The organism is Desulfosporosinus sp. FKB, assembly GCF_002196705.1.
Classification (GTDB): Bacteria; Bacillota; Desulfitobacteriia; order Desulfitobacteriales; family Desulfitobacteriaceae; genus Desulfosporosinus.
On record NZ_NADJ01000034.1, the window covers coordinates 84,229 to 109,777 of the forward strand.

General features: G+C 40.8%; 21 protein-coding genes and 1 riboswitch. Of the genes, 17 read left to right on the plus strand and 4 right to left on the minus strand.

The genetic code is table 11. The annotated features are described in order from the left end of the window. Window positions 1-23: 23 nt before the first annotated feature. A riboswitch (cobalamin riboswitch) is annotated at window positions 24-199 on the minus strand. 161 nt (window positions 200-360) lie between these two features. Next, the gene (locus B5Y67_RS12960) at window positions 361-684 is read left to right on the plus strand and encodes a cytochrome c (protein WP_088226854.1); all 324 of its coding nucleotides are present in this window, start codon (window positions 361-363) and stop codon (window positions 682-684) included. Between the two features lie 284 nt (window positions 685-968). Next, a complete protein-coding gene (locus B5Y67_RS12965; protein WP_088226902.1) occupies window positions 969-2,312 on the plus strand; it encodes a hemolysin family protein in 1,344 nt (447 codons plus the stop codon). Window positions 2,313-2,394: 82 nt separating this feature from the next. On the opposite strand, the gene asnB is transcribed toward B5Y67_RS12965, so the two are convergent. Then, on the minus strand, window positions 2,395-4,278 hold the full coding sequence (asnB, locus tag B5Y67_RS12970) for an asparagine synthase (glutamine-hydrolyzing) (RefSeq protein ID WP_088226855.1): 1,884 nt from the start codon (window positions 4,276-4,278) through the stop codon (window positions 2,395-2,397). A 280-nt stretch (window positions 4,279-4,558) separates the two neighbouring features. Between asnB and B5Y67_RS12975 the strand changes: the two genes are divergently transcribed. From B5Y67_RS12975 to B5Y67_RS13010, 8 genes are all read left to right on the plus strand, one after another. Next, on the plus strand, window positions 4,559-4,780 hold the full coding sequence (locus B5Y67_RS12975) for a hypothetical protein (RefSeq protein ID WP_088226856.1): 222 nt from the start codon (window positions 4,559-4,561) through the stop codon (window positions 4,778-4,780). Window positions 4,781-5,213: 433 nt separating this feature from the next. Next, on the plus strand, window positions 5,214-6,446 hold the full coding sequence (locus tag B5Y67_RS12980; RefSeq protein ID WP_088226857.1) for an LL-diaminopimelate aminotransferase: 1,233 nt from the start codon (window positions 5,214-5,216) through the stop codon (window positions 6,444-6,446). Between the two features lie 153 nt (window positions 6,447-6,599). Continuing rightward, a complete protein-coding gene (locus B5Y67_RS12985) occupies window positions 6,600-7,799 on the plus strand; it encodes a saccharopine dehydrogenase family protein (protein WP_088226858.1) in 1,200 nt (399 codons plus the stop codon). 9 nt (window positions 7,800-7,808) lie between these two features. Beyond that, complete coding sequence (nspC, locus tag B5Y67_RS12990; RefSeq protein WP_088226859.1) at window positions 7,809-8,948, plus strand: carboxynorspermidine decarboxylase; 1,140 nt, start codon at window positions 7,809-7,811, stop codon at window positions 8,946-8,948. Between the two features lie 47 nt (window positions 8,949-8,995). Beyond that, window positions 8,996-9,247 (plus strand): hypothetical protein, encoded by a 252-nt coding sequence (locus B5Y67_RS12995; RefSeq protein ID WP_088226860.1) that lies wholly within the window; start codon window positions 8,996-8,998, stop codon window positions 9,245-9,247. A 133-nt stretch (window positions 9,248-9,380) separates the two neighbouring features. Next, window positions 9,381-10,193 carry a DUF2935 domain-containing protein gene (locus tag B5Y67_RS13000; protein WP_088226861.1) on the plus strand — a complete coding sequence of 271 codons (813 nt, stop codon included), beginning with the start codon at window positions 9,381-9,383 and terminating at the stop codon, window positions 10,191-10,193. A 168-nt stretch (window positions 10,194-10,361) separates the two neighbouring features. Next, entirely contained in the window at window positions 10,362-11,834 is a 1,473-nt protein-coding gene (locus B5Y67_RS13005; protein ID WP_088226862.1) for a Na+/H+ antiporter NhaC family protein, read from the plus strand. 253 nt (window positions 11,835-12,087) lie between these two features. Next, window positions 12,088-13,272, plus strand: a complete 1,185-nt coding sequence (locus B5Y67_RS13010; protein ID WP_088226863.1) for a pyridoxal phosphate-dependent aminotransferase — start codon at window positions 12,088-12,090, stop codon at window positions 13,270-13,272. 178 nt (window positions 13,273-13,450) lie between these two features. Here B5Y67_RS13010 and B5Y67_RS13015 read toward each other — a convergent pair whose 3' ends face one another. After that, the gene (locus B5Y67_RS13015; RefSeq protein ID WP_088226864.1) at window positions 13,451-14,296 is read right to left on the minus strand and encodes a patatin family protein; all 846 of its coding nucleotides are present in this window, start codon (window positions 14,294-14,296) and stop codon (window positions 13,451-13,453) included. Window positions 14,297-14,497: 201 nt separating this feature from the next. On the opposite strand from B5Y67_RS13015, the gene B5Y67_RS13020 reads away from it, so the two are divergent. Next, the gene (locus B5Y67_RS13020; protein WP_088226865.1) at window positions 14,498-15,778 is read left to right on the plus strand and encodes a 4Fe-4S dicluster domain-containing protein; all 1,281 of its coding nucleotides are present in this window, start codon (window positions 14,498-14,500) and stop codon (window positions 15,776-15,778) included. A gap of 121 nt (window positions 15,779-15,899) precedes the next feature. Here the strand turns inward: B5Y67_RS13020 and B5Y67_RS13025 are convergent, their stop codons facing one another. Beyond that, window positions 15,900-16,508 carry a nitroreductase family protein gene (locus B5Y67_RS13025; RefSeq protein ID WP_088226866.1) on the minus strand — a complete coding sequence of 203 codons (609 nt, stop codon included), beginning with the start codon at window positions 16,506-16,508 and terminating at the stop codon, window positions 15,900-15,902. A 298-nt stretch (window positions 16,509-16,806) separates the two neighbouring features. On the opposite strand from B5Y67_RS13025, the gene B5Y67_RS13030 reads away from it, so the two are divergent. From B5Y67_RS13030 to B5Y67_RS13045, 4 genes are all read left to right on the plus strand, one after another. Then, a complete protein-coding gene (locus tag B5Y67_RS13030; protein WP_088226867.1) occupies window positions 16,807-18,546 on the plus strand; it encodes a HAMP domain-containing methyl-accepting chemotaxis protein in 1,740 nt (579 codons plus the stop codon). A 105-nt stretch (window positions 18,547-18,651) separates the two neighbouring features. Then, window positions 18,652-18,861: a hypothetical protein gene (locus B5Y67_RS13035; protein WP_088226868.1), complete on the plus strand. Its 210-nt coding sequence runs from the start codon at window positions 18,652-18,654 to the stop codon at window positions 18,859-18,861. A 71-nt stretch (window positions 18,862-18,932) separates the two neighbouring features. After that, a complete protein-coding gene (locus B5Y67_RS13040; protein ID WP_088226869.1) occupies window positions 18,933-20,468 on the plus strand; it encodes a Na+/H+ antiporter NhaC family protein in 1,536 nt (511 codons plus the stop codon). Between the two features lie 278 nt (window positions 20,469-20,746). Further along, window positions 20,747-21,466, plus strand: a complete 720-nt coding sequence (locus tag B5Y67_RS13045; RefSeq protein WP_088226870.1) for a SprT family zinc-dependent metalloprotease — start codon at window positions 20,747-20,749, stop codon at window positions 21,464-21,466. An 82-nt stretch (window positions 21,467-21,548) separates the two neighbouring features. Here B5Y67_RS13045 and B5Y67_RS13050 read toward each other — a convergent pair whose 3' ends face one another. Further along, window positions 21,549-22,523, minus strand: coding sequence for a LysR family transcriptional regulator (locus B5Y67_RS13050; protein WP_242975964.1), 975 nt, complete (start codon window positions 22,521-22,523; stop codon window positions 21,549-21,551). An 887-nt stretch (window positions 22,524-23,410) separates the two neighbouring features. On the opposite strand from B5Y67_RS13050, the gene B5Y67_RS13055 reads away from it, so the two are divergent. Both B5Y67_RS13055 and B5Y67_RS13060 read left to right on the plus strand, forming a co-directional pair. Further along, window positions 23,411-23,713, plus strand: a complete 303-nt coding sequence (locus B5Y67_RS13055) for a polyhydroxyalkanoate synthesis regulator (RefSeq protein WP_088226871.1) — start codon at window positions 23,411-23,413, stop codon at window positions 23,711-23,713. 98 nt (window positions 23,714-23,811) lie between these two features. Then, window positions 23,812-25,488, plus strand: a complete 1,677-nt coding sequence (locus B5Y67_RS13060) for an AarF/UbiB family protein (RefSeq protein ID WP_088226903.1) — start codon at window positions 23,812-23,814, stop codon at window positions 25,486-25,488. Window positions 25,489-25,549: the final 61 nt, after the last annotated feature.

Genomic DNA, 25,549 nt, shown 5'->3' on the forward strand with positions numbered 1-25,549 from the left:
TCACCGACGCTTCCCAATATAGGGAAGCCGTCAACATTTTAGGCAGGTCTCCTGGCTCTCGAATCATTGCCGGTTCGCAGCCTTCCCAGCATAAGCCAGTGGTCAGCGAGGCTCATCGAATACAGTGGTGGGTCCGCGTCGTTTTTTATTCCGAACTTCCCTATTCTCCCCAAAGGGCACCTAAAATGGATTGATTTTCTATAGCATATCACAACGGTTACTAATTCTCAAGACGGGAAAAGCTTATTGGTTGAAAATAACAACAATTTAATGAATTAAAAAGTTTGAGTTTCCGTAAAGCTAAACTATTTAATAAGCTAATCTAAACTATAACTATATTAAAAGCAAAAATCACGCGTTATGTATGATGGTAAAAAAGCTTACCCTAGAATTTGCAAGAACAATTTTAGCGAAGAAAGTTCAAATACAGCACCTACTCCAACACCGCCATCATCGACACCAACTTCCACGGGAAAAGATATTTATGACAAGAATTGTGCCGCTTGTCATGGTCCCGCTGGAGCAGGTGGTTCAGCGCGAGCCCAAAATACGGAAACAAGGTCCCAGAATGAAGTTGCTAATATCACACGAAATGGAAAAGGATCAATGCCTGGTTTTGGAAGTTCTTTGAGCGTTGCTGATATTCAAGCAGTTTCGGAATATGTCGCCGGTTTAAAAAAGTGAACAGCCTAAGATGGACATCTTATTTTTAGCAGAGATGTCCTTTTTTACAAGTCATAATCTATCATATATAATTGTTATAATCACTAAGTTGAGTGAACTCGGATGGACCCTACCCCACCGAAGCAAGGTATGGGAACCGCCCCCACTTGAAGAAGTGAGAGTCTTCTTATGATTGGATAAATGTCGTAAAAAATTATGGAGTTCTCTATAGAAATATTAGGAAAGGAAAAGGTTAGGCTGTGTTCGAGAGAACATCGCTTAATCAGGGGAGTGTCATAGAAGGTCTGCTTTGGAGCCTTTTTAAGGTTTTATTTGCTTTTCTCTTAGTTTTAATAAATGGTATTTTTGTAGCTGCCGAGTTCTCGATGGTTAAAGTCCGAAAAACCCGTTTGGCCGAGCTGGCTGAAAACGGTTCCCATCGTGCTCAGACGGCTTTAGAAGTTACCTCAAAGCTTGATGCTTATCTTTCGGCGAGTCAGCTGGGTATTACCCTGGCTTCTCTGGGCCTGGGCTGGTTGGGCGAACCGGCTGTTTCGGCACTTATCGAACCTTTGTTCAGCGGGCTGGGAAGATGGGAGAGGCTTTATACTGAAACCATCTCCGTAATTATTGCCTTTTTATTGATTACTTGTGTGCATATTGTTCTTGGCGAACTTGTTCCAAAGTCAATGGCCATACAGAAAGATGAAGGAACGGCTCTGGCAACGGCCGGTTTATTAAAAGGATTTTATCGAGTTTTTTATCCGGTGATTTGGACTCTTAACAGTCTTGCGAACTTTGTCCTGCGACTCTTGGGTATTCAACCGGCTAATGAACAGGATCTTGTCCACAGTGAAGAAGAACTGCGCATGTTAGTAGATGCCAGTCAACGATATGGCTATTTGGATAAAATGGAAGGAAAGCTTCTCGATAATGTCTTCGAATTTTCAGACCGCATTGCCAGTGAAGTCATGATTCCCCGCCAGGACATGGTCTGTATTTTTCTCCAGGATACCTTTGCCGAGTGTCTTGAACTTATAAAGAAATATGGGCATACTCGGTATTTGCTCTGCGATGGGGACAAAGATCATGTTCTGGGGTTAGTACACATGAGAGATATCTTCTGGCTTCAGGAACAATCTGAAGAGAAGGATATTACTAAGATTAAACGAGACATACTTGTTGTTCCGGAAGGAATGCCAATTTCACATTTAGTTCAAGCCATGCGAAGTCAAAGAACTCATATGGCTGTGGTCGTTGATGAATTTGGCGGTACTGCGGGACTTGTAACCATTGAAGATATGCTGGAGGAACTCGTTGGCGAAATTTACGATGAATTTGAATTAGAGCAGCCTCCTGTTGAAAAGCTTAATGATCAGGAATATATTCTTAACGGTCGTGTTCTTATGGAAGAAGTATCAGAATTGCTGGAAATTCAACTTGAAGAAGAAACTGTATCTACCATCGGCGGCTACGTCTTTTCCCGCTTAGGCCGTAAGCCTTTAAAAGGCGACGTGGTATATTTTGATGGCTTCCTTTTTGAAGTTATTGAAGTCAATGGTTTCCGTATAACGAAAGTTAAGGTCACCAAAAAGCAACCTCAGGAACCCAAAGAGGAAGAAATAAACAATTTTGATGATATAAAATGAGGCCTGCAATTGTGCTGCAGGCCTTTCTAATCGTGAGACTTCCCACTTCTACAAGTGGGAGCGGCCCCCGTTCTCGAGTTCACTAAAGAATTTGGATCTCTTTTTCCCTTAGCCAAAAATCGACTTGAATCAAAAAGGCGAAAAGTTGTGGAATGTCCATTAACTGACCAAACCACGGGCGCCCTGAAGGCAGTGTATCTGAAAGTTTCATTAAGTCTTCAAGAGCAGGAAGATTAATAAGAGGCAGCAGAGGAGAAGAAGAGTCGGCGACAATTTCTTTTAGCCAACTGCGCACGGCCTGCAGATATGCGGGGTGATGTGTTTTTGGATACGGACTTTTGCGGCGCCAGAGGACATCTTCAGGAAGAACGCCGGTTAGAGCATGACGCAGAAGCCCTTTTTCCCGACCTTCCAAGGCCTTCATCTCCCAAGGAATATTCCAAGCATATTCAACGATGCGATGATCACAGAAAGGCACCCTTACTTCTAGGCCTGTAGCCATGGTCATTCGATCTTTACGATCAAGGAGAGTGGGCATAAAACGAGTGAGAGTTAAATAGGAGATTTCTCGGATGCGAGCCTCGCGTTGACGTTCTTTGACAGTTCTGCTGTCTTGGTGAACCGGTGCGTTGCCCGGAAGTTTAGAAATCTCAGCTAAAGCTTCTTCATATCGTTCGCGAATATAGTCATAGGGTTGAAGAAATTCTATTAATTCGGGTGAAAGGACCTGCAATCGATTTTCAACATGAAGTGCCCAGGGAAAGGTTTCTGCAGCAAGGGAGTCAGGACGATGAAACCAGGGGTAGCCTCCGAACACTTCATCCGCGCATTCCCCTGAGAGCCCGACAGTTACATGCTTTTTGATTTCTTGGGAGAAGAGAAAGAGTGAAGAATCAACATCTGCCATGCCTGGAAAGTCACGTGCCGATGCGGCTATTTTAAGAGCTTCAACGAGGTCAGGAATCGAGAATGTACAATTTGTGTGTTGAGTGGAGAAGGCTTCCGACATTCGTTTTATCCATGGACCGTCGGCTCCGGGCTGAAAATCATTGGGCTTGAAATATTTATCATTATCTGCGTAATCCACTGAAAAGGTAGGTAAGGGGCCTTTGCCTTGATATGCTATCGTATTAGCGGCAATGGCGGTAATAGCGCTGGAGTCCAGCCCGCCCGAAAGCAGAGTGCCGATCGGTACATCCGATACCAGTTGCCGCTGGACAGTATCGAGAAAGAGGTTTCGGATTTTCGTTGAGGTCTGGCTAAGATCATCAGTATGAATGTTATTTGGCAGAGCCCAATATTGATAAATTTTTAAACCGTTGTTGGAATAAATCATGCTATGTCCGGGTCTTAATTCAGAAATCCCTTCAAAGACACCGTTGCCTGGAGTACGGGCAGGACCGATAAGAAAAACTTCCGCTAACCCATTTTTCCCAATTAACGGGGAGATTTCCGGGTGTTTGAGTATGGCTTTAATTTCTGAAGCAAACAGCAAATAACCGTTTTGTTCACTGTAGAAGAGAGGTTTTACTCCCATTCTGTCCCTTGCCGCAAACAAATGTTGAGATTTACTGTCCCAAATGCCAAAGGCAAAAATTCCATTGAGACGCTCAACACAGGAGGGACCCCATTCTAAGTAAGAGACAAGGACAACTTCTGTATCCGAGTGGCCTTCAAAATGATAGCCGAGACTCTGAAGTTCTGAGCGAACATCTTGCGTATTGTAGAGCTCACCATTATAAATGAGGGTATAAGTATGTTCTCCGCGCTGGCGACTCATCGGCTGCAGTCCGCCTTCAGGATCAACAACAATCAGACGTCGATGTCCGAAGGCAGCTCGTGGTGAGAACCAGTACCCTTCTGCATCAGGTCCTCGGGGTGTTAGAGTCTGAGTCATACTTCCAAGAACTTCTTGCTGAGATGATAAATCACGTTTCCAATCAATCCAACCAATAATGCCACACATTATAATTTCTGCCTCCTTGTTTAAAGGATAATCATTATCAATTAACCTCCTACACTTTATGTTCCAAACGCATAATAGTTTACGTATTTGTTGTATACTTGGTGAAAAATTTTTTGAACCTTTATCGTCAAATCTCGAGTATGTAGTTCACTCATGATTTATTAATTCCCTAATGCCTCTACGCTTTGACGCTATTTAAATATTAAGGGAGCCATGCTCTTTATGGAATAAACTGGAATATTCTATAGGTAAGCGGATCAATAGTTGGGAGGCTATGGTTATGACTGAAAATGAAGCGAGTTGTTCATGCCACTGTAAAAAGGAATCGAATAACATGCCTATATTAATTGGGGGCATTATTGTCTATGAATTGGCTGTTGCAGTGATCCTATTGACATTTATCTTTTGGGAACTTGAAAAACCATGTGGGTGCGATTCCCGCGAATCTTGCTGTCAAGATGAATCAAAAGGCGGTGTTGTCGAACTCTCAACGGAAGAATAGCAAAACAAGAGTTGCGCAGATAATTTATCCAATCCTAAGGCTTCACTTCTACAAGTGGGAGTGGTTCCCATACCTTTCTTCGGTGGGGCTAGAGTCCATCCTTCAGTGCGATTGCATTTGTTATGGGCTAGGCGCTTGCGGCGAAAGTGTCCACAGGACACTTTCGTCATCGAAGTCTCGATATTCAGCTTTGCTGAACGAGTTCGCACCTTTGGGTTAAAAAGAAACTATTGAATCAAACAGGAGCTTCTATTAAACATTTTGCTGTCAATGATATGTTCTATGAATACAATAAAAGGAGCGGGAACATACAAAGAACATATTATTAATCTGCTTGAGCATTGTATACTTAACTAATAGAGTTGCAAAATTTCCAATCAATAAATATAATTTGTAACAAGTACGAGGAATAAATAAAGGAGTTTGAATACATATGGCACTTGTCAATGAAAATTATTTGAAGTTACCTGGGAGTTATCTGTTTTCTGAAATCGCCCGCAGAATTAATCAATTCAAAGCCACCAATCCGGAAGCGGATATTATTCGTTTAGGCATTGGTGATGTAACCCGTCCTTTGCCGCCTGCCGTTATTGAGGCAATGCACAAGGGCGTTGATGAGATGGGAAAGGCAGAAACTTTTCGGGGTTATGGACCAGAGCAAGGTTATGAGTTCTTGATTGAGAAAATTATAGAACATGACTTTACTCCTCGCGGAGTGGGACTTTCCGTTGATGAAGTTTTTATCAGCGATGGAGCCAAAAGCGATACAGCAAATTTCCAAGAACTTTTTGGAGTTAATAATATTATGGCTGTGACCGATCCCGTTTACCCTGTTTACGTGGACAGCAATGTCATGGCTGGGCGGACAGGAATGTATGACAGTGATAAGGGACAGTATGGTAAAATTGTCTATCTTCCCTGTACGGAAGCAAACGGCATGAAACCTTCCCTTCCCAAGACAAGAGTAGATATGATATATCTTTGTTTCCCTAATAACCCCACCGGAATGACTCTGTCTAAAGACGAACTGAAACAATGGGTGAACTACGCGCGCGAAAATCGTTCGATCCTTTTATTTGATGCTGCCTATGAAGGTTATATCCGAGAAGAAGGAGTTCCCCACAGTATTTTCGAGATCGAAGGCGCACGAGAAGTTGCCGTTGAGTTTCGCAGTTTTTCCAAGACGGCTGGTTTTACAGGTACTCGCTGTGCCTATACCATTGTCCCGAAGGACGTAAAAGTTTATGATTCCAAAGGTGAAGCGCACAGTCTTAATCAACTTTGGCTAAGGAGACAAACAACCAAGTTCAATGGTGTTTCCTATCCGGTCCAAATGGCTGCGGCTGCTGTTTTCTCGGAAGAAGGCCAGCGGCAGATTAAGGAGACGATTAATTACTATATGGAAAATGCCCGGATTATTCGTGAAGGATTACAAGCTGCCGGCTATACTGTTTTCGGAGGCGTCAATGCTCCCTATATCTGGATGAAGACCCCCAATACTATGGGTTCGTGGGAGTTCTTCGATAAACTTATGACGAATGCCCATGTCATTGGAACGCCGGGAGCAGGCTTTGGAGCAAACGGTGAAGGATATTTTCGCTTAACTGCTTTCGGTACACGTGAAAATACTTTGCAAGCGATTGAAAGAATAAAGACGAGAATGTAGGCGAAAAATTAATAGAAATAGTTGGGTGTATAAAAACAAGGGATAATTCAAAGAATTACCCTTGTTTTCTTTATTTTTCGAGATTGTTATTGCTAAATTGACGCTGTTTAGGTATAATTTGCATTGCTGTAAAAGTGATAGGAGGTTGTTGACATGGGGAAGGCTTTGATTATCGGTGCTGGCGGTGTTGCCAGTGTTGCAATTCATAAATGTTGTCAGAATCCGGATGTTTTTGAGGAAATATGTATTGCCAGCAGAACTTTAGAGAAATGTGAAGCAATTAAAAGCAAGCTATCCGGAAGCCGAACAAAAATCCAAACGGCACAGCTTGATGCTGATTATACCGACGAGGTTATTGAACTAATCAAGAGCTTTAAGCCGGATATTGTCATGAACCTTGCACTTCCTTATCAGGATTTGACTATTATGGATGCTTGTTTAGCAGCAGGTGTTGACTATATGGATACGGCAAATTATGAACCACCGGACATTGCAAAATTCGAATATAAATGGCAGTGGGCTTACCGAGAAAAGTTTGCTCAGGCTGGGTTAACAGCGTTGTTAGGAAGCGGTTTTGATCCCGGAGTTACCGGAGTCTTTTGTGCCTATGCCCAAAAGCATTATTTTGATGAAATCCATTCCATTGATATTGTTGATGCCAACGGTGGTGATCATGGTTATCCCTTTGCCACGAATTTTAACCCTGAAATAAATATTCGGGAAGTCACAGCAAATGGAAGGTACTTCGAAAACGGCTCTTGGATAGAAACGCCTCCTCTTTCTATGAAGCAAGTTTATGATCTTCCCGAGATCGGTCCCAAAAACATTTATCTTATGTACCATGAAGAATTAGAGTCCCTGGCAGTAAATATTAAGGGAGTAAAACGAATCAGATTCTGGATGACCTTTTCGGATAATTATCTTAATCATTTACGAGTCCTCGAAAATGTTGGTATGACGTCCATTGAGCCTATTGAATTTGAAGGACGACAAATCATCCCCTTGCAATTCTTGAAAGCAGTTCTTCCCGACCCTGCATCTCTGGGGCCAAGAACGAAAGGGAAAACGAATATCGGTTGTATTATCCAAGGGCTTAAGGACGGAAAACCCAGAACCTATTACGTTTACAATGTTTGTGACCATCAGGAATGTTATGCAGAGGTCGGTTCGCAAGCTATATCCTATACGACTGGTGTTCCGGCCATGATTGGCGCCATGTTAATGCTCAAAGGTGTTTGGAAAAAGCCCGGTGTCTTTAATGTTGAAGAATTCGATCCGGATCCTTTTATGGAAGCCCTTAATAAATCTGGTCTGCCCTGGCAGGAATCGTTCATGCCAACACTCCTTGATTGAGGTATTGCCATGGACTTTGATATTAATACCTTGCCATCTCCCTGTTACTTAGTGGATGAGCGGCTGATTTTAAAAAATTTGGAAATTCTGAATTCTGTGCAAGAACGTACGGGATGCCGTATTCTTCTTGCTTTAAAGGGCTTTTCTATGTTTTCTGTCTTTCCTCTTGTGGCTAAATATCTTAAAGGGGTCACAGCAAGTTCTTTGTACGAAGCGAAACTGGGGCGGGAAGAAATGGGCAAAGAAGTTCATATATATGCACCTGCCTACATTGAAGAGGAATTTGACGGTATCCTTGAGAACTGTGACCATATCGTTTTTAACTCGTTTTCTCAATGGAATCGATATAAAGGAAAAGTGCAGCAATATGGAAACAAGAAGATTAGCTGCGGTCTTCGCATTAACCCGGAATATTCGGAGATTGAGACCCCTATTTATAATCCTTGTTATCAAAACTCCAGGCTGGGTGTGACACTGTCGAATTTTAGACCTGATGAACTGGAAGGAATTGAAGGCCTCCATTTTCATACAATGTGTGAGCAGAATTCTGACACCCTGGAACGAACACTTCCGGTGGTCGACAGGAAATTTGGGCAATATATTAAAACTATGAAATGGCTTAATCTTGGCGGAGGCCATCACATTACCAGACCTGATTACGATATCGAAAGGTTGATTCAAGCGATCAAGTGGCTTCAAGATAAATATTGCGTGGATATTTATCTTGAACCGGGGGAAGCGGTTGCCTTAAATACAGGATTTCTTATTGCCAGCGTTCTTGACATTGTTGAAAACGGCATGAAGATTGCTATTTTAGATACCTCTGCGGCCTGTCATATGCCGGATGTTCTTGAAATGCCCTACAGACCTAATGTAATTGATGCCGGGAAGCCTGGTGAATATTCTTATACCTATAGGCTGGGAAGTCATACTTGTTTAGCGGGAGATGTCATTGGAGATTATTCCTTTAAACAACCCTTAAAAATTGGTCAGAGACTTGTTTTCTGTGACATGGCCCATTATACTATGGTAAAGAACAATATGTTTAATGGCGTTAATCTTCCTGCCATTGCACTTTTCAACGAAGAACAAGGAATTAAAGTCATCAGACAGTTTGGTTATGAAGATTTTAAACATCGTTTGTCCTGAAATTTGTGCTATAATAAGTTCAAGACGATCAACTTATGAGGTATTTTATGTATGATTTAGCGGACTACCGCAGTTTGAAAAATCGAAAGCATGTTCAGGATTCTCCCGTGGGAATATTAGATGTGATTGAATCAGATTATCCGAGTCAATATTCACTGCTTCTTGATAATCAATCCCTTATGGCGACTCTGTTTTCCAAAGAGGAATGGATTGACATATTAACGAAGTCGCGAAATTCTTACAAAGATCATATTCAACGACCGAATTTATCAAGGAAAATTTTAGTTCATAAAATTTGATCTTACTTTTAAAAAAAAGGTTTAGTTTGTGTTCCGGCACAATCTAGACCCTTTTTTAGGTTGCGAGTCTAACTTTCCTCCTCAAACAATATCATAACATTAGGATGTTCTATGAAGGAGGTAGGATTTTAACTTGACTGCTGAATCATCTGAAAGTGTTTTATTTGAGCACCGTTTTTGGTTACAAGTTCTTGGTGACCATAGCCGATTCTTTTTAAAAGCTTTGGGACCTTCTGAAAAAGATGAGATTAGTCGTGCACTTTATTTTATTCACGAGTTTGACAGTCTTCTTGCTTTAGTCCGTAAGGGAACAGGTATGGGGGAATTACATAACTTTCACAACCACATTTGGCAGAAGGTACAGCAATTAAAGGATTTTAAGTTACATTTAATCAGCCGCCAGCTGGAAGGTCAAATACGAATCAATTTAGAACCCTCGCTGATAAGCCATATGGTTAATGAACTGGAAGAATACCAAACATTACTGAGTTATATAGTCAAGGGGGAAACTGTTCCCTTGCTTCATCCGACCCATTACCATTTACTGTGGTTGTTAGATGCGATTGGACATGCCGATACAATTACCATTTCACTTGATGTTGTAGAAGCATCCCTCAGAAACGAAAGTCAACGCTTTACCAAAGATTTCGAAGACAGCTATCGCAAAGCTCATGAAATCAGAGGCTTAACAAGAGCAATGCGGGATTTTTCAGTTCTAACGACATTTAATCATGAGGCAGCAAATCAAATTCAGCAATTTATTCATTTTCTGACTCAACTATTAGAACGTCTTCTCAATAAATCAATTTTAGGGATGTTAGACCCTCTAATGCCGGACCATATGCTGCGGGAAGAGTGCTACTATTTGACAAAGCTATCACTCGTTACAGATGCGAGCAGTCCCTCTTGTGACCCAGGGAGAGCTAGAATTATGGAAAAGCTTTAACCAGATGATGAATATAGGATAATCCTGCTAAACATTGGTTATGTGTTTAGAGATAATCCCCTAATTAAGATTAAACCAGTCGTTTTCAAAATTAAACTGATTAATGAATAATTGTATTAATCCTGCACAACACTCTTAATATAAAAAAAGCTTGTTAGGAGTGTTGACATGGCAGGTTCTTGGATATCGTTATTACCTTTTTTGGTTGTTATTCCTGTTTCGATTATTACGAAACAAGTTCAACCCGGATTATTTGTCGGATTAATCTTGGGATGTTACTTAAAGACTCCTGATGTCCTAGGGGGCATGAAGACATTGATTGGTTATATTGTCGCTAATATTATAAAAGAGAATAATATTCGCATTATTATTTTCCTCTATGTATTTGCAGGATTGATCAGTTTAACGAAAATGACCGGCGGAATTAAAGGTTTTGTCAATCTCGTCGGAAATAAGGTTAAAACAAAAGGTTCCGCCATGTTATTAACTTGGCTTTCAACCATTGGAACCTTTTCTGATCCGGATTTTAGGATTGTGACGATTGCTCCGATCATGAAAGCATTAAGGCAGCGCTTAAAGATGACGAAACAAGAAATTGGTTTTGTCATCGAAGCAACGTCTAATCCTGTTGTTGCTCTCGTTCCCGTTGCTACAGCATTTGTCGGCTATATGGTTTCCTTGACAGGGACAGCTCTTAAACATGTGGGAAGTAAGGAAGCGCCTTATGTCATCTATATCAAGAGTATCCCCTTTAATTTCTTTTCTTTTGTTATTATAGCCTTCGGGATTTATTACAGTTTCTTTCATGATTTTGGGGCAGGGAAGCTGGAAAACGGAAAGAGTTCCGTAAGTAATCAAACAAGTGGCCAAACAAACAATCAGGCGAATAGCCAAGACCCAAATGAGAAACAGGGCGAAGAAGACCTTCAACAGTGTTATCGGTCTTTCGAAAAAGAAACTCCCACGAAACCTTGGAATTTGATTCTGCCCCTCATCTGTGTCGTATTTGGTACGGTCTTTTTGAGTTGGTGGGATGGGCATACAAAATCCAGCAGTTTTATTGGTGCCTTTTTGAAAGTTGATGCTCTGGGTGTTATGCTTGAGGCGGTGTTTCTTACCTTGGTCCTTGCCATAATCTTTTATTTAGTTCAGCATTTCAGTGTTGCAAAACTCGTAACGCATTTTGTAAAAGGCGGCAACGAATTAATGTCCGTGATCATTATGTTGACTTTGATCTGGGCGCTGTCCGCTGTATCGGAAGATTTAGGATTCTCTAAATATATTGCAGCCCAAGTGGCCGGCCGAATTCCCCATAATTTTATCGCTCCCGCTATGTTCCTTCTTGGCGGTTTAATTTCGTATTTTATTGGCTCGTCATGGGGGACATGGGGATTACTCATGCCCTTAGGAATAACTCTTGCTCATCAATCGGGAGCCAATCTTTTAATTGTTATTGGTGCTGTTTTTTCCAGCGGAACTTTTGGGGCTTTTGCGTCGCCTCTCAGTGATAATACCGTGACTCTGTGTACAATTCTCGACCTTCCAGTAATGGAATATGCGCGTTTAAAACTGAAACCCGCCTTACTTGCGGCAGCGATTACAACCATAATGTTTGGGGCGGCAGCTTTTCTGTTCCACTAGAAAGCCTATTGATTTCTGAGATTCAATTTGGGCTGTATTTTTGGAATTTTCGCAGGTGATTTTATTCTAAATTCGTTTACAAGATTATTCCTGCCAATAATAAATTAGTTTTCAAATAGCTCAGTTTTTCAGCGTTTTCCCCTTTTTAAGAGGATATTAATTGGGATGGTTTAACAATTTATCCTTTTCAGTGGTATAATGAGACATTAGATAAAAGGGACAAATTACAATTGTTAAAGGAAGGTTGAAGGCAATGATATCTAATAAAATGAAAGAGCAGGTTCAAAGCAGCTCGATTATTCGTGCAATGTTTGAGGAAGGAAAGCGATTGGCGGAAATTCACGGTGCAGAAAATGTTTTTGACTTCAGCCTCGGAAATCCAAGTGTTGAGCCTCCGGAGGATGTTAGGCAAGCAATCTTAGAAATATTAAATACGGAAAACACCACTAAAATTCATGGATACATGAATAATTCAGGATTTGAGGACGTTAGGGCAATAATCGCCGATTCGATAAATGATAAATTTGGCACTGTTTTTGGACAGAGGAACATACTGATGACCGTCGGTGCTGCCGGCGGCATAAACGTTATTCTTAAAACATTACTAAACCCAGGAGATGAAGTCATTACCTTTGCCCCTTTTTTCGGAGAGTACCGAAATTATGTTAATAATTTTGAGGGCCAGCTGCTCGTAGTCTCCCCTAATACTCTTGATTTTCAACCAAATCTTGAAGAATTTAAGCAAAAAATTACTCCTCAAACCAAAGTGATTATTATAAATTCACCGAATAATCCTACCGGTGTGGTTTATTCCGAAGAAACTATCCTTAAAATGACAGACATTTTAAGAGAAAAACAAAAAGAATTTGGCACCGATATTTATCTCTTTTCTGATGAACCCTACCGAGAATTGGCCTATGACAATGTAAAAGTTCCTTATGTAACTAAGTATTATGAAAACACAATTATCGGCTATTCATTTAGTAAGTCTCTTTCTTTGCCAGGCGAACGAATTGGCTATTTAGTAATTCCCGATCAGGCAGCAGATTTCGAAAATATACTGATAGCGGCGAATATCGCAAATCGTACCTTAGGTTATGTTAATGCGCCATCTCTATTTCAAAGAGTTGTGGCTAAATGCTTGAATGCCAAAGTGGATGTTGAGACCTATAATAAGAATCGTGAACTTTTCTATAACGGACTCTTATCCTACGGCTATCAATGTATTAAGCCTGAAGGCGCATTCTACTTGTTTATTAAAACCCCCCTTGATAACGACGTGGAATTCTGCAATTTGGCCAAGCAGAAGAATATTCTTATTGTACCCGGAACTGCTTTTGGTTGTCCCGGCTATGCGCGTATTGCTTATTGTGTTGCTTATAAAACCATCGAGAACGCTTTGCCGGGATTCAAGGCGTTAATTGAAGAACTTCAATAAGATATAAGTATCCTATTTATCCTTCGATGATGAAAGATGACATCTTAATTACATGTTAATTGCGGGCTTTTTAGCCCGCAGTTTATTTTTGTAGAGGAAAAAGCCGTAGGCTAACGGACTTTCTGTTCTTTATCCACTCTTCGGTTTTTTGCTTTTTATATAAAAATTAACCTCATGACTAGGAAATAAACTCTAGAATTTTTTGGTAGGTTTCTTTTGTGTCCAGATACCCGTTTTGCAATAGTCCATGAAGCTTTTGAGGATTCTTTTCAATTCGACCAACCTCTAAGGCTTTAGATGGCCTGACGACAAGAGCCTGACCGTTACTCTCAAGCTGCTCAATATAATCTAAGGTATCGTTGTAAATTTTATAGCGATTCAACATCGTTTCTACTAAGGAAGGGTACTTTCTGTAAGCTACTTTGAGGAATCCGGTGAACTTAGCCGGACTTTTCCTGTAGCCGCGATTTCTTGTTAAGACGATGACATTTTTAGAGTTGCCGTCCTCAATGGATTTGCGGATAGGTATGGAATCTGAGATTCCACCATCTAATAATTCGTACCCTTTATAATGCACAATAGGAGATATAAGAGGCAGAGAAGCTGAGGCTCTTAAAGCCTGAAACTTTTCACCAATTTCTTCTTTAGTTAAATAAACAGGTTTACCGGTTTTACAATCTGTGGCACCTACTAAAAAATTACAAGGAGAATTATAAAAAGTCTTAAAATCAAAAGCGACATGCTTATTAGGAACTTCGTCAAAGATAAAATCCATTCCAAAATATGATTTGCTGAGCAGAAGATTTCTTAAACTCATGTACCGCCAATCTTGCGCATAATTGATAATAACCTTCTCGTTACGTCCACGCTGCTTCGAAATATAGGAAACAGCATTGCATGCGCCGGCGGATACGCCAATGATATAGTTGAAATAGAGATCATTCTCCATAAAATATTCCAGAACTCCACAGGTATAGAGTCCTCTCATGCCTCCGCCCTCTAACACTAAGCCTATTTTTTCCATAGCCTTCACCTCTGCAATATTAATTATTCATATAGCAATTTCATAATGCTGTAAAACTGAATTAGCGTTAGTTAACAAACCTATAAGACATTTGAATAAAACTCTAATTGGCAACAGTATCCAAATTCATAGAAGAATATCCCATCTTGTACTATAATTAATACTAGACTATTAAGTAAGAAACATAGAGGAGAAGTATTCATGGCACATAGAACGTTGAAATCAGGATATGAGCAATTAAGTGAGCGCTTAAATCGATTTCCGCAAGGGGCACCGCCTACCGAGTATTTGTTTAAAATACTTAAGGTTCTCATGAGCGAAAAAGAAGCTAGGATTATGTCCAAGCTGCCTATAAAGCCATTCACGGTTCAAGCTGCTAGCGCGGCCTTATCTATGGATTTAAAAGATACAGAAAAAACACTAATAGAACTTGCCTCCAGAGCCCTATTGTTGGATATTGAGGATCCCACAGGCGTAAGAACCTTTGTACTGCCGCCGCCGATGGCCGGTTTTTTCGAATTTTCTTTAATGCGGCTTAATGGGAACAGTAATCAAAGACTCCTTGCCGAACTATTTTATCAGTACTTAAATGTTGAGGAGAATTTTGTTCGCGATTTATTTGTTACCGAAACGAAATTAGGCCGGATTTTTGTCAATGAACAAGCGTTAAGCACCGTAAATGATCTTCATATCTTGGATTATGAACGAAGTAGTGAAATAATTAAAAAAGCCTCCCATATAGGAGTTGGCACTTGTTATTGCAGACATAAGATGAGTCATCTTGGCAAGGCATGTGATGCTCCTCTGGAGATTTGTATGACATTTGGAGGAACTGCAGCCAGCCTGATTAAATATGGTTATGCCAGAGAAATCACCGTTTCCGAATGTATGAGTTTAATTGAAAAGGCTTATGAGCATAACTTAGTCCAAATTGGTGAAAACGAACAAGAAGGATTACCTTTTTTATGCAATTGCTGCGGCTGTTGCTGTGAAGCTCTCTTGGCCATAAAACGGTTCGGAACCTTAAACACTATAAATACAACAAATTTCCTGCCAGAGGTAGACGAAGCCCGGTGCAAAGGCTGTGGAAGGTGTGTTCAAGCCTGCCCCGTGGGGGCCTTGTCCATTGAATCTCAAACGATAGGCGATAGCACAGTCCTAAAAAAAGTCAAATTAGATGAGAATGTCTGCCTGGGATGCGGTGTTTGTGTGAGAAATTGTAATCATGGGGCCTTAAAGCTTAATCACCGGGATAAACGGGTAATAACACCTGTCAACTCTGTTCATCGCATCGTTTTGCAAAGTATTGAGAAAGGGCAGCTTCATAATCTCATCTTTGATAATCAGGCTTTGTTTAGTCACCGCGCCATGGCAGCAATTTTGGGAGCAATCTTAAAAATGCCTCCCCTTAAACAAATGATGGCAAGTGAACAGGTCAAGTCCAAGTATTTGTTAGCTCTTATTAAAAATTATAAGGTATGAAAAGAATTAGATAATCGTTCTTTATGCCAGCAAAGGAAGAGACTTTTTAAAAAAAGTCCTTCCTTTGTCTATATTGATTAGTTTTAGATTTTTGGGAAGCATGCAGCAGGCAATGATAACATTATACTTCTTTAAGGATTAGTTGGTCTAAATCAATTCTCGGGCGTGGCTTAGGGTTTTGATCAGGATAGCCGACAGGGATTAAGGCTACGACACGATAATTATCACTCAAATCGAGGATTTTCTTAACCTTTTCTTGATCGAACATCATGATCCAGCATGTGCCAAGACCAAGATCAACAGCTCGTAATGTAAGATGATCAACAGCAATGGCGGCATTTAACCGTAGATAGCCTTCGGCGACTGCTGGATCCAAGGGTATGCGTTTGGCATAGGCATCGGGGTCCATTTTTTCAAGAGGAGTATCATTAAAAGCTCCTGCTTCTTTAAGTTCTCGGGCTCTTGTTCCCATGCCTCCGAAGGACTCCATGTCCACACAGCAGGCAATGACAACAGGTGCGTGGCTGACAAAGGGCAACGGCGAAGCTTCTGTCAGTCTGGCACGTGCTGCTTCACTTTTGATAACTACAAAGCGAGTAGGCTGAAGGTTACTGCCTGAGGGGGCAAGCCGAGCTGCTTCGATCAACTCTCTGATCGCCGTCTCAGGGACTGAATCTGCTTTGAATCGTCGAATACTCCGTCTGGTTTTCAGAGCATCAAGTAATTCCATAGAATTCATCTTCTTTCTTTAAAACTAAAATTGCTTTTTAAGTATTTTTATCAGGCAAGGCATACGTTCTTAATCTTATCTACTTACATTTTAGGGGATTACCCCCTTATTTGCAAATTCTGCACTGACTATAAAAAATTGTAAGTTGCTAGTCTTTTTAAAGAGAAAGTTTTAAGTAATTGGCAGTAATTAGAAGGTTATTGCTCTTAGTTGTCGAAATAGAAAAATACAATGATTATAATATAGCCTTGAGTAAAGCTGTTGCAAGAGATTAACTATTGAAATGGAGTGTCTGCCTATGAAAAATAAAACGAAGAATTCAAAATCGGTTATCAACTACGGGATTAGGTTTAAATTACAAGCTAGCTTTTTAGCCGTAATTATAATGACACTTTTTGTGGGGATAGTGGGGTATTATGGTATTTACCGGCTTAATCAGAGCGCACAAGATCTGGGTGATCATTGGCTAAAGGCCACTAATGCCTTAGGACTGGTCGTTGAGGATACGGAAGATATGCAGAGGACGCTCCTATTGGGCTTTTCGGAACGAGGCGATGCGACGGCTTATCAAGGTATTAAGTTCAGCTTTCTTAATAATAAAACGAAATGGGAAAATGATTTCACGACCTATAGCAGATATGTAACGAGCTCCGAAGGGAAAACCAGAAATGAATCTATGAAAAAGGCATTCGATGCTTACATAACAGATGCTGATCAGGTTTGGAAGTTGATTGAAGACAATAACGACAAAGAGGCCCGAGCTCTTTTAATCGATAAGAGCAAGGAAAGTTTTGATCAAGTAATTAATGCAATGGAAGCTCAGATGTATTTTATGGATAAAGGAGGAGAACAAGCGGTTGCTGACGCCCAGCTTACAAATGCTACTGGCTTAAAGTTTCTGATTATTTTTATCGGCGCCGCTTTTCTCCTCGGAATAGTGCTGACAATATTGTTGGCGAGAAACATCAGTCGGCCCCTTAATAAGGTCACGATGATTGCTCAATCCGTAGCTAATGGTGATTTAAAGGTTAGTATTCCGGAGATAAAAAATCGAGATGAAATAGGTATTTTAGCACAAGCGGTGGGGGATATGGTTCGATCGCTAAGAGAAATTATCGGTGAAGTATTAAATCAATCCGAGAGTGTAGCGGCAACGAGTGAAGAATTGTCGGCAGCTGCCGAAGAAGCAACCACTGCGAGTGAACAAGTTTCCACCACTTTGGTTCAACTTACGACTGGCGCATCGAGTCAAGCATTATCGGTGAAGGATACGAGTGTTGTCATCGAACAGATGTCTTCGAGTGCTCAACAGGTGGCAGCCAATACGGAGATTGTTAATCAAAGTAGTGAGAAAGCAGCACAAGCAGCTGATGTGGGATTTCTGCAGGTGGAAAATGCAGTGCAAAAAATCGAACAAATTCGTGAAGTTTCGGTCCAAACCGCTGAGGCCGTATTTCATTTGGGCGAGCAATCGAAAGAGATTGGACAAATTGTTGATGTGATTAAGGGCATTTCGGAACAAACGAATTTATTAGCTTTAAATGCTGCCATTGAGGCGGCTCGAGCAGGTGAACATGGAAGGGGTTTTGCGGTGGTAGCTGACGAGGTTAGAAAGTTAGCGGAACAATCTTCTTTATCTGCTACTCAAATCGCATTCTTGATTGAAACGATACAACGTGACACGGAACGGGTTGTTGAGGGGATGGAGAAAGGCAAAGATGAGGTCGCTGCCGGTGTTGAAGCTGTAAATTTGGCAGGAAATTCCTTTAGAACTATCGTCGAAGAGGTTAATACTGTCGTCAAACAAATCCAGGAAGTTATTTCTGTTGCTCAGCAAATGGCCAGCGGAGCTGTTCATGCTGTGGAATCTGTTAAAAGTATTGGAGATATTGCCGAACAAACAGCGGCTAATGTGGAAGAAGTTTCAGCAACTTCTGAGGAGCAAGCGGCAACAATGAGTTCTGTAAGTCAATCTGCCGAGGCCTTGGCGAAGCTAGGTGAAAGTCTAGCTTTACTGGTGAGCAAATTTGACGTTTAAACTTTAGTGAAGATGTGTGTGATCAGAGTTCTGCGCAAAAGAAGTCTTCGGAGGAAGAGATTGGTCTCAGGTTGGAATTCACTGTTAAAATAAAGGAGGAAGCATATGGGAACAATGATTGCGGGATTTACTCTGAATAAACTATTGACGTTGGGCCTAGGTGTTATTGCTGTGGGCTTTATACTTAAAAAGTTATTTAAGTTGGCAATTGCAGTACTTATAATTGCTGCACTTGTTTATTATGGCTTGCCTATAATTCATACTACATTGGCTCAATTTCCTAAATTCTCTGATATCTTGTTCGTGAATCTTTAAAAAGCTCAGTATAGATTACTTTTCAGCGCGGGATATTATAACAATAGCCTACGTTGAAAAGGGGTATTTAAATGCATGGAACTGTATGGTCTTTGGTACCGTTTCTTGTGGTAATTCCACTGGCTCTGTTCACTAGACAGGTCTTGCCGGGCTTAGTTGCTGGTTTGTTAATAGGAGCCTACATGATTAATCCTACACCGTTAGGCGGGGTGGATACAGCACTTCAATACATTTTAAAAGAATTAGCTGTTTCGGACAATTTGCGTTTGATCGTCTTCATGTATGGTTTCGGAGCTTTCGTTGGCTTAGTTCGCATTACCGGAGGAGTCAGCGGTTTTGCTCAAATTATGGAAACAAAGATTCATTCCGGACGAGGCGCCTTTATCGTAACTTGGTTATCGTCCTTCCTTACCTTCATGGCGCCTGATTTTCGGATCATTACGGTGGGCCCGGTCATGAAACAAGTATTCTCGCGTCTTCAAGTGCCTGTCAATAAGGTAGCATTTGTGATTGATGCTACAGCGACACCTTTATGTGCGATTATGCCTCTAGGAACAGTCTTTATTGGTTATAGTATCGGATTGCTGGGGGTGGCGAGCCGGCATCAAGGAATTCCTATGGCTCCTTATAATTTGTTTTTACTCAGCATCCCTTTTAACTTTTTTTCCTTGGCGATGCTCGCTTTTGCTTTGGGCTATACGTTTCTCAAAAGTGATAAAGTACAAGAAAAAAATTCCAGTGCTCAACCTGTTGAATCCATAGAGAAAATGAGGTCGATTGGTTCGGCGAAATTAGCTTATGCGGAAACTGCGCTGGAATTGTCAATCCCTTCACCTATCTCCAAAGAGAGGAAAAAGAGGGGTCATGACCATGGTGATGAACTATTTCCTGATCCGATAGAACTTGTCGCTCAAAAGGTTAAACCAGATGCTCTTAACCTTATAGTACCCTTAGCTCTTTTACTAACCTTAACATTATTTTTTACCTGGTGGGATGGCCATCTTCATTCTTCAAACATATTAGGTGCCTTTATCCAAGCTAATGCAGCAAAAGCGATGTTGGAAGCCTTGCTATCGACGCTGTTGTTCTCCTTTATTTGGTATGCCTTTCGCAAGGAACCTATCCAACGAACTCTTTTTGGTTTCATGCAAGGCGGCAATGAAATGATGGCTGTGAATGTTCTTTTAGTTTTTGTCTGGGCTGTTTCGGCAATCTCTACAGACCTTGGGTTTGTCACTTATACGGAACAGACAGTGGGACGGTTAGTCCCGGCTGCTTTTATTGCACCAGCTTTTTTCGCATTGGGGTGTATGCTCTCCTATGTAATTGGCTCATCCTTCGGTACTTGGGGGATTTTATTGCCGCTGGGGTTTTCGCTGGCGACGACTGAACACGCAGCTTTGCCCTTAATTGCAGGAGCCGTATTTGCCAGCGGTACGTTTGGCGGATTTGTATCTCCACTAAGTGATAATACTGTGGCAATGGCAACTGTCATGAGAATTCCGGTTATGGACTACGCAAAGTTAAAACTGCGTCTGGGACTTCTGGTTGCAGCTGCCTGCATGATCTTATATGGTCTCGTCGGCTGGTTTTATCGTGGGACATAATTACAGTTATTTTGAGATGATTAAGGGGACGGTTCAAACAACACATTTTACAAGATGTTGTTTGAACCGTCCCTAAATTATCTCATACCTTGCTTCTGTTGGGTAGAGTCTATCCTTCAGCGCGATAGCATTTGTTATGGGCTTGGCGCTTTCGTCACCGAAGTCCCAATGTTCAGCTTTAGCTGAACGTGTTCACTGTAGGCTGCATGGGTGTTTCCAATAAATTGATGGCCGCTGTAGATATGATTGTTTTAATCAAGTTAGGAGGATCTCATACCATGGGCCAGATAAATGTCCGAGATGAAATAATCCCTTATGAAGAACGACGGAGCGTTCGCTATCGAAGAATAACATTAAGCATCCTGAATGATCGAGTTCGAATTTCAGCGCCCCCAAATGTGTCGAAAAGGCAAATAAAGGAGTTATTAAAGGCTAAAGAGGACTGGATTTTAAAATACTGGCTGATAAAACGCCAAAAGCAAGATCATTCGGTAAAGAACTTTACTGATGGTGAACAATTTCCCTTTCGCGGTGAACAATTAAAACTATGTTTCCGAAGCCACAATTATCGTCGGATTCGGGTAAATTCAGATGGACAAATGCTTATTGTGTCATTGCCTCAGGACGGTCTTGATTCTCAATCTGCGGAAACTCTGCGCAAGTTTATTATAACCTGGTATAAAGTTCAAGCACGCAATCTTTTCAAGCAAAAACTTGATGATCAGGCAAAGCGAATGCAGGTTACATACCGAGACTTTCGCTTAAAAGATCAAAGAACAAGGTGGGGAAGCTGCTCCAGTCGCGGAAACTTGAATCTTAATTGGCGAATTATTATGGCTCCCGATAAAGTGATTGATTACCTTATTATTCACGAACTGGCTCATTTGACGCATCTGAACCATTCGCCGGAATTCTGGCAGCGAGTTAAAACCTTTATGCCGGAATATATGACCTGGAGAAAGTGGCTGAAAGACCATGGACATGAATTAGTGCTCTAGGATAACGGGATGTCCGAAACTGCGAACTACGAAATAATGAAGTTAGCAAGAGGATGTTCATCCAATCGTGAGACTCCCACTTCTACAAGTGGGAGTGGTTCCCATACCTTGCTTCGGTGGGGGTAGAGTCCCCCACCGAAGCCCCGATGGTCAGCTTTAGCTGAACGAGTTCACTAGATCTGAAAAATTCTTCGGCAAATTTCAGCCACAAATTTGCGGCATGTGGCAAGGAACGTCCTCTTTTCCAAATGATAGACATGCTATGAATGATTTGTGGTTCAGTTAATTGGACAGAGACTATACGATTAGGGTCTAATTCGGAACAAACTGCGCTTGGTAAGAAAGCAATACCTAAATTTGCTGCTACCATTTGAGTCATTAGCTCAAGCTGAGACGTTTCAAAAATGATGTTTGGAGAAAAACCAACATTCCTGCACTGGTTAATAATTTCATCGTGAAGACTAAAATCTTTACTATACAAAACAAAAGATTCATTAGCTAAGGCTGAGAGTTCAATGGATGGCAGCTTGCTTATGGGATTCTGTGAGGAGACGATAACAAAAAGAGGGTCCTTGGAAATAGAAATCGAGTCATAGTAGTGATGATCTGGGACTATGCATACGACCCCAGCGTCCAGAGTACCGTCTTTTATAGCAATTGCCACTTTTTTGGAGCCATATTCAGACAAGCTAATCTCAATTAAAGGATACTTTTGTTTAAACTCTCCTAATAATTCGGCAAATATGGTTGAGCTAGTTATTGGCAATAAACCAATTGAAATTTTCCCTTTTTCCATTTTGATTTTGTTTTCAAAATCGGTCGTTAAATTATGAAACATAACAACAACCTGTTGAGCTTGCTCTAAAAAAATAATTCCTGTATCTGTCAACTGGACGTACTTTGAGTTCCTATTAAATAGGGAAGTGCTAAGTTCAGTTTCCAAATCTTTAATCATTTTACTAATGGCGGATTGTGAGACATGGCAAACCAGAGCCGCTTTACTAAAGCTTTTTTGGCGAGCAACTTCGATAAAATATTCTAAATGTCGAATATCCATTAGTAACACCTCCAAATACAGTCTAATATGAATTTCGATCATAGTAAAGATTACAATTATATATTTTTTTTATGTTTTGCTGCGATTAGAATAAAGTCAGAACTAACAACAAAGGATAAAAAATGATTAACAAATAATTTCTCAAACGCGTTTGAATTATCTGGGAAAGGCTGTGATTTTTAAATGAAAAAAGGTAGCAACCCAACGGTTAAAGATCATGAGGACAAGAGAAAGGAACCGTCAGATATTACCCAAACAAAAGAATTTTGGTCGACTCTAGGAGTCATTAGTTAAAGCTATTAAGTTTCTGGTTAGCTTCTGTTGTAACGATGAAACTCGTGCAGTTAAGCTGAACATCGGGGCTTCAGATGGGGAATCTACCTCACCTGAAGTTAACGAAGGACCACCCACACTTATAGAAGTGGGGGGTCTTAAAAAATGGATAAAATTCTCATATAAAGAAAATGAGCAGCTAAATCTCATACTTAATCTCAAAAGAGTTTAAGCAACTCATTTTCCATGAATTAATCAACCTTGGAAAACTGAAGTGAATCGGCACTTCGGTTTTCAATTTAACCACGTTAGCAAGAAGTCCCCTCCCTCAAATCGTCGCAACGATTAGGGAGGGGATGAATTTGCGGCCGAACATCTAATTCTTCTAATCATATGCTTATACGTTGCCCGCTCTATACCTCACCGGAAAACTGGAATTAACCTCTTTGATCCAATCGTAAGACTCTCCTTGAAATGTGCATTAGAGAAAACCTAATAAGTTAGAGTTGTTTTGTAAACAATCATAAAGAAGGTAAAATAGATATAAGCATCATAGAATGAAAAAACTGTTGTCAAATGATTAGGCAAAATTTTATAAAGGGGGACTATTGATTATGAAAGATTTGCTTCGAAAAGGGCTGGCATTTGGTTTGGGATTAGCAGTTGTCAGCAGAGAACAAATTGAAAAGTTTGTAGATGAGATGGTAAAAAGAGGAGAAGTAACCTCCTCAGAATCGAAGGATTTAATTCAGGAATTGCTCGAAAAAGGTGAAGCTCAAAGGAAGGAAATGAATAGCTCTATTCACAATCAATTAGAAAAAATGCTGAAAGAGCTGAATGTAGCCACAAAGGCAGATATTGAACGATTGGAAAAGCGCATTTCGGAATTAGAGGCTATCATTAAGAACCAGGAATAGCTGATTTCGGGAATTGCTGAATCAAAACTAATCTGCGAAGGGGTTAATTTTTTTCGACAAAGTAATGACTTTGATAGAGGGGACATTAGGACATTATGATGATCGGGAAGAGAATTCGGCATTTAAAACGATATCGAGATGTTGCAAAGGTTCTCGCTCGCCATGGATTTGGCTTTTTTGTTGAGGAAATCGGACTTATTCACATGCTTTCTCTTCCCAAACGCCTTTTTACAGATTGGGAGGACATTGATCCCATGTCTATGGGAGAACGAGTACGTCAAGTTCTTGAAGAATTAGGTCCTGCCTACATTAAAATTGGTCAGATTGCCAGTACCCGCGCAGATATATTCCCGGAGGAGATCATTGAGGAACTAGAAAAATTGCAGGATAATGTTCCTCCCTTTTCCTTTCAGGAAGTGCACCGGATTATTGAAGATGAATTGGGATCTCCGCTTGAAGAGATTTTTTCGATGTTTGAAGAAACAGCTATTGCCGCAGCTTCAATCGGGCAGGTGCATCTTGCCCAATTACGCAGCGGAGAGAAGGTCGCAGTAAAAGTTCAGCGTCCAAACATTAAGGATCTTATTGAAACGGATTTGGAAATTCTGCTTGATCTGGCGACTTTAGCAGAACATCGGATGGTTCGAATGGAACGCCTGCAATTGCGAGATGTTGTTGAAGAATTTGCCAAATCCTTGCGCAATGAACTGGATTATACTATTGAAGCACGTAATGCCGAAAAAATTGCTAAACAATTTAAAGATGATTCAAGTATTCATATCCCCGGGATATTCTGGGATTATTCAACCGGTAAAGTATTAACCATGGAATACGTGGAAGGTCTCAAGCTTAATTTGTATGACGAGATTGATGCCAAGGGCTATGAACGCAAAGACATTGCTGACCGCCTGGTGAAAGCACTCTTTCATCAGGTATTAATTGAAGGATTCTTTCATGGAGATCCTCATCCCGGAAATATCTTCATCTTAGAAGGAGGAGTAATCTCCTTTATTGATTTTGGTATGGTGGGCAGACTTACTCAGGAAATGAAAAACAATTTTGCATCTATGGTCATTGCCATGATGCGTCAGAATACGGAAAGCATGATCCAGGCAATTTTAAGGATTGGCATAATTCCGGATGACGTAAATTTGCCGCTTCTCTCCAAGGATGTGGATGATTTGCGGGAAAAGTACATGGATGTTCCCATGAGTCGGATAAGTCTAGGCTTAGCCATTGGAGATCTTTTGGGGGTGGCCTATCGGCATCAGATTAGAATTCCTGCCGATTTTACCCTATTAGCAAAATGTTTATTGCTTTTAGAGGGGATTGTAGAGAAACTTGATCCACAGCTGAGTATCATGGATATGGCTAAACCCTTTGGACTTCGTTTGCTCAAGGAGCGCTATCATCCGAAAACTGTTGCAGGACGAGTGTGGCATAACATCTCGGATTTTAGTGATCTTTTAGTTGATTTGCCAAAACAGATGAAGGCCTTAATGCGAGATGTTTTAAGAGGAAGAATTCATTTAGATGTAGGTATCCCCGAGCTCGATGTATTTTTGCGCAGAATGGATCGGATTTCTAATCAGATTACCTTTAGTATTGTGTTATTGTCTTTTAGTATCGTAATGATGGGCTTAATCATTGCTTCAGCTTTAGGTCGGCAGCCAATCATGCTCTGGAAAATGCCAGCTATAGAAATAGGGTTTATTGCCGCGGCCTTGATGTTAGTCGGGCTGTTTATTTCCATATTCCGATCCAGAAAGTTCTAATATTACTTGTTTTTTGGTGCAATGAGTCCTGGAGTTGAAACTTCTGCTCATGGGTAACCTA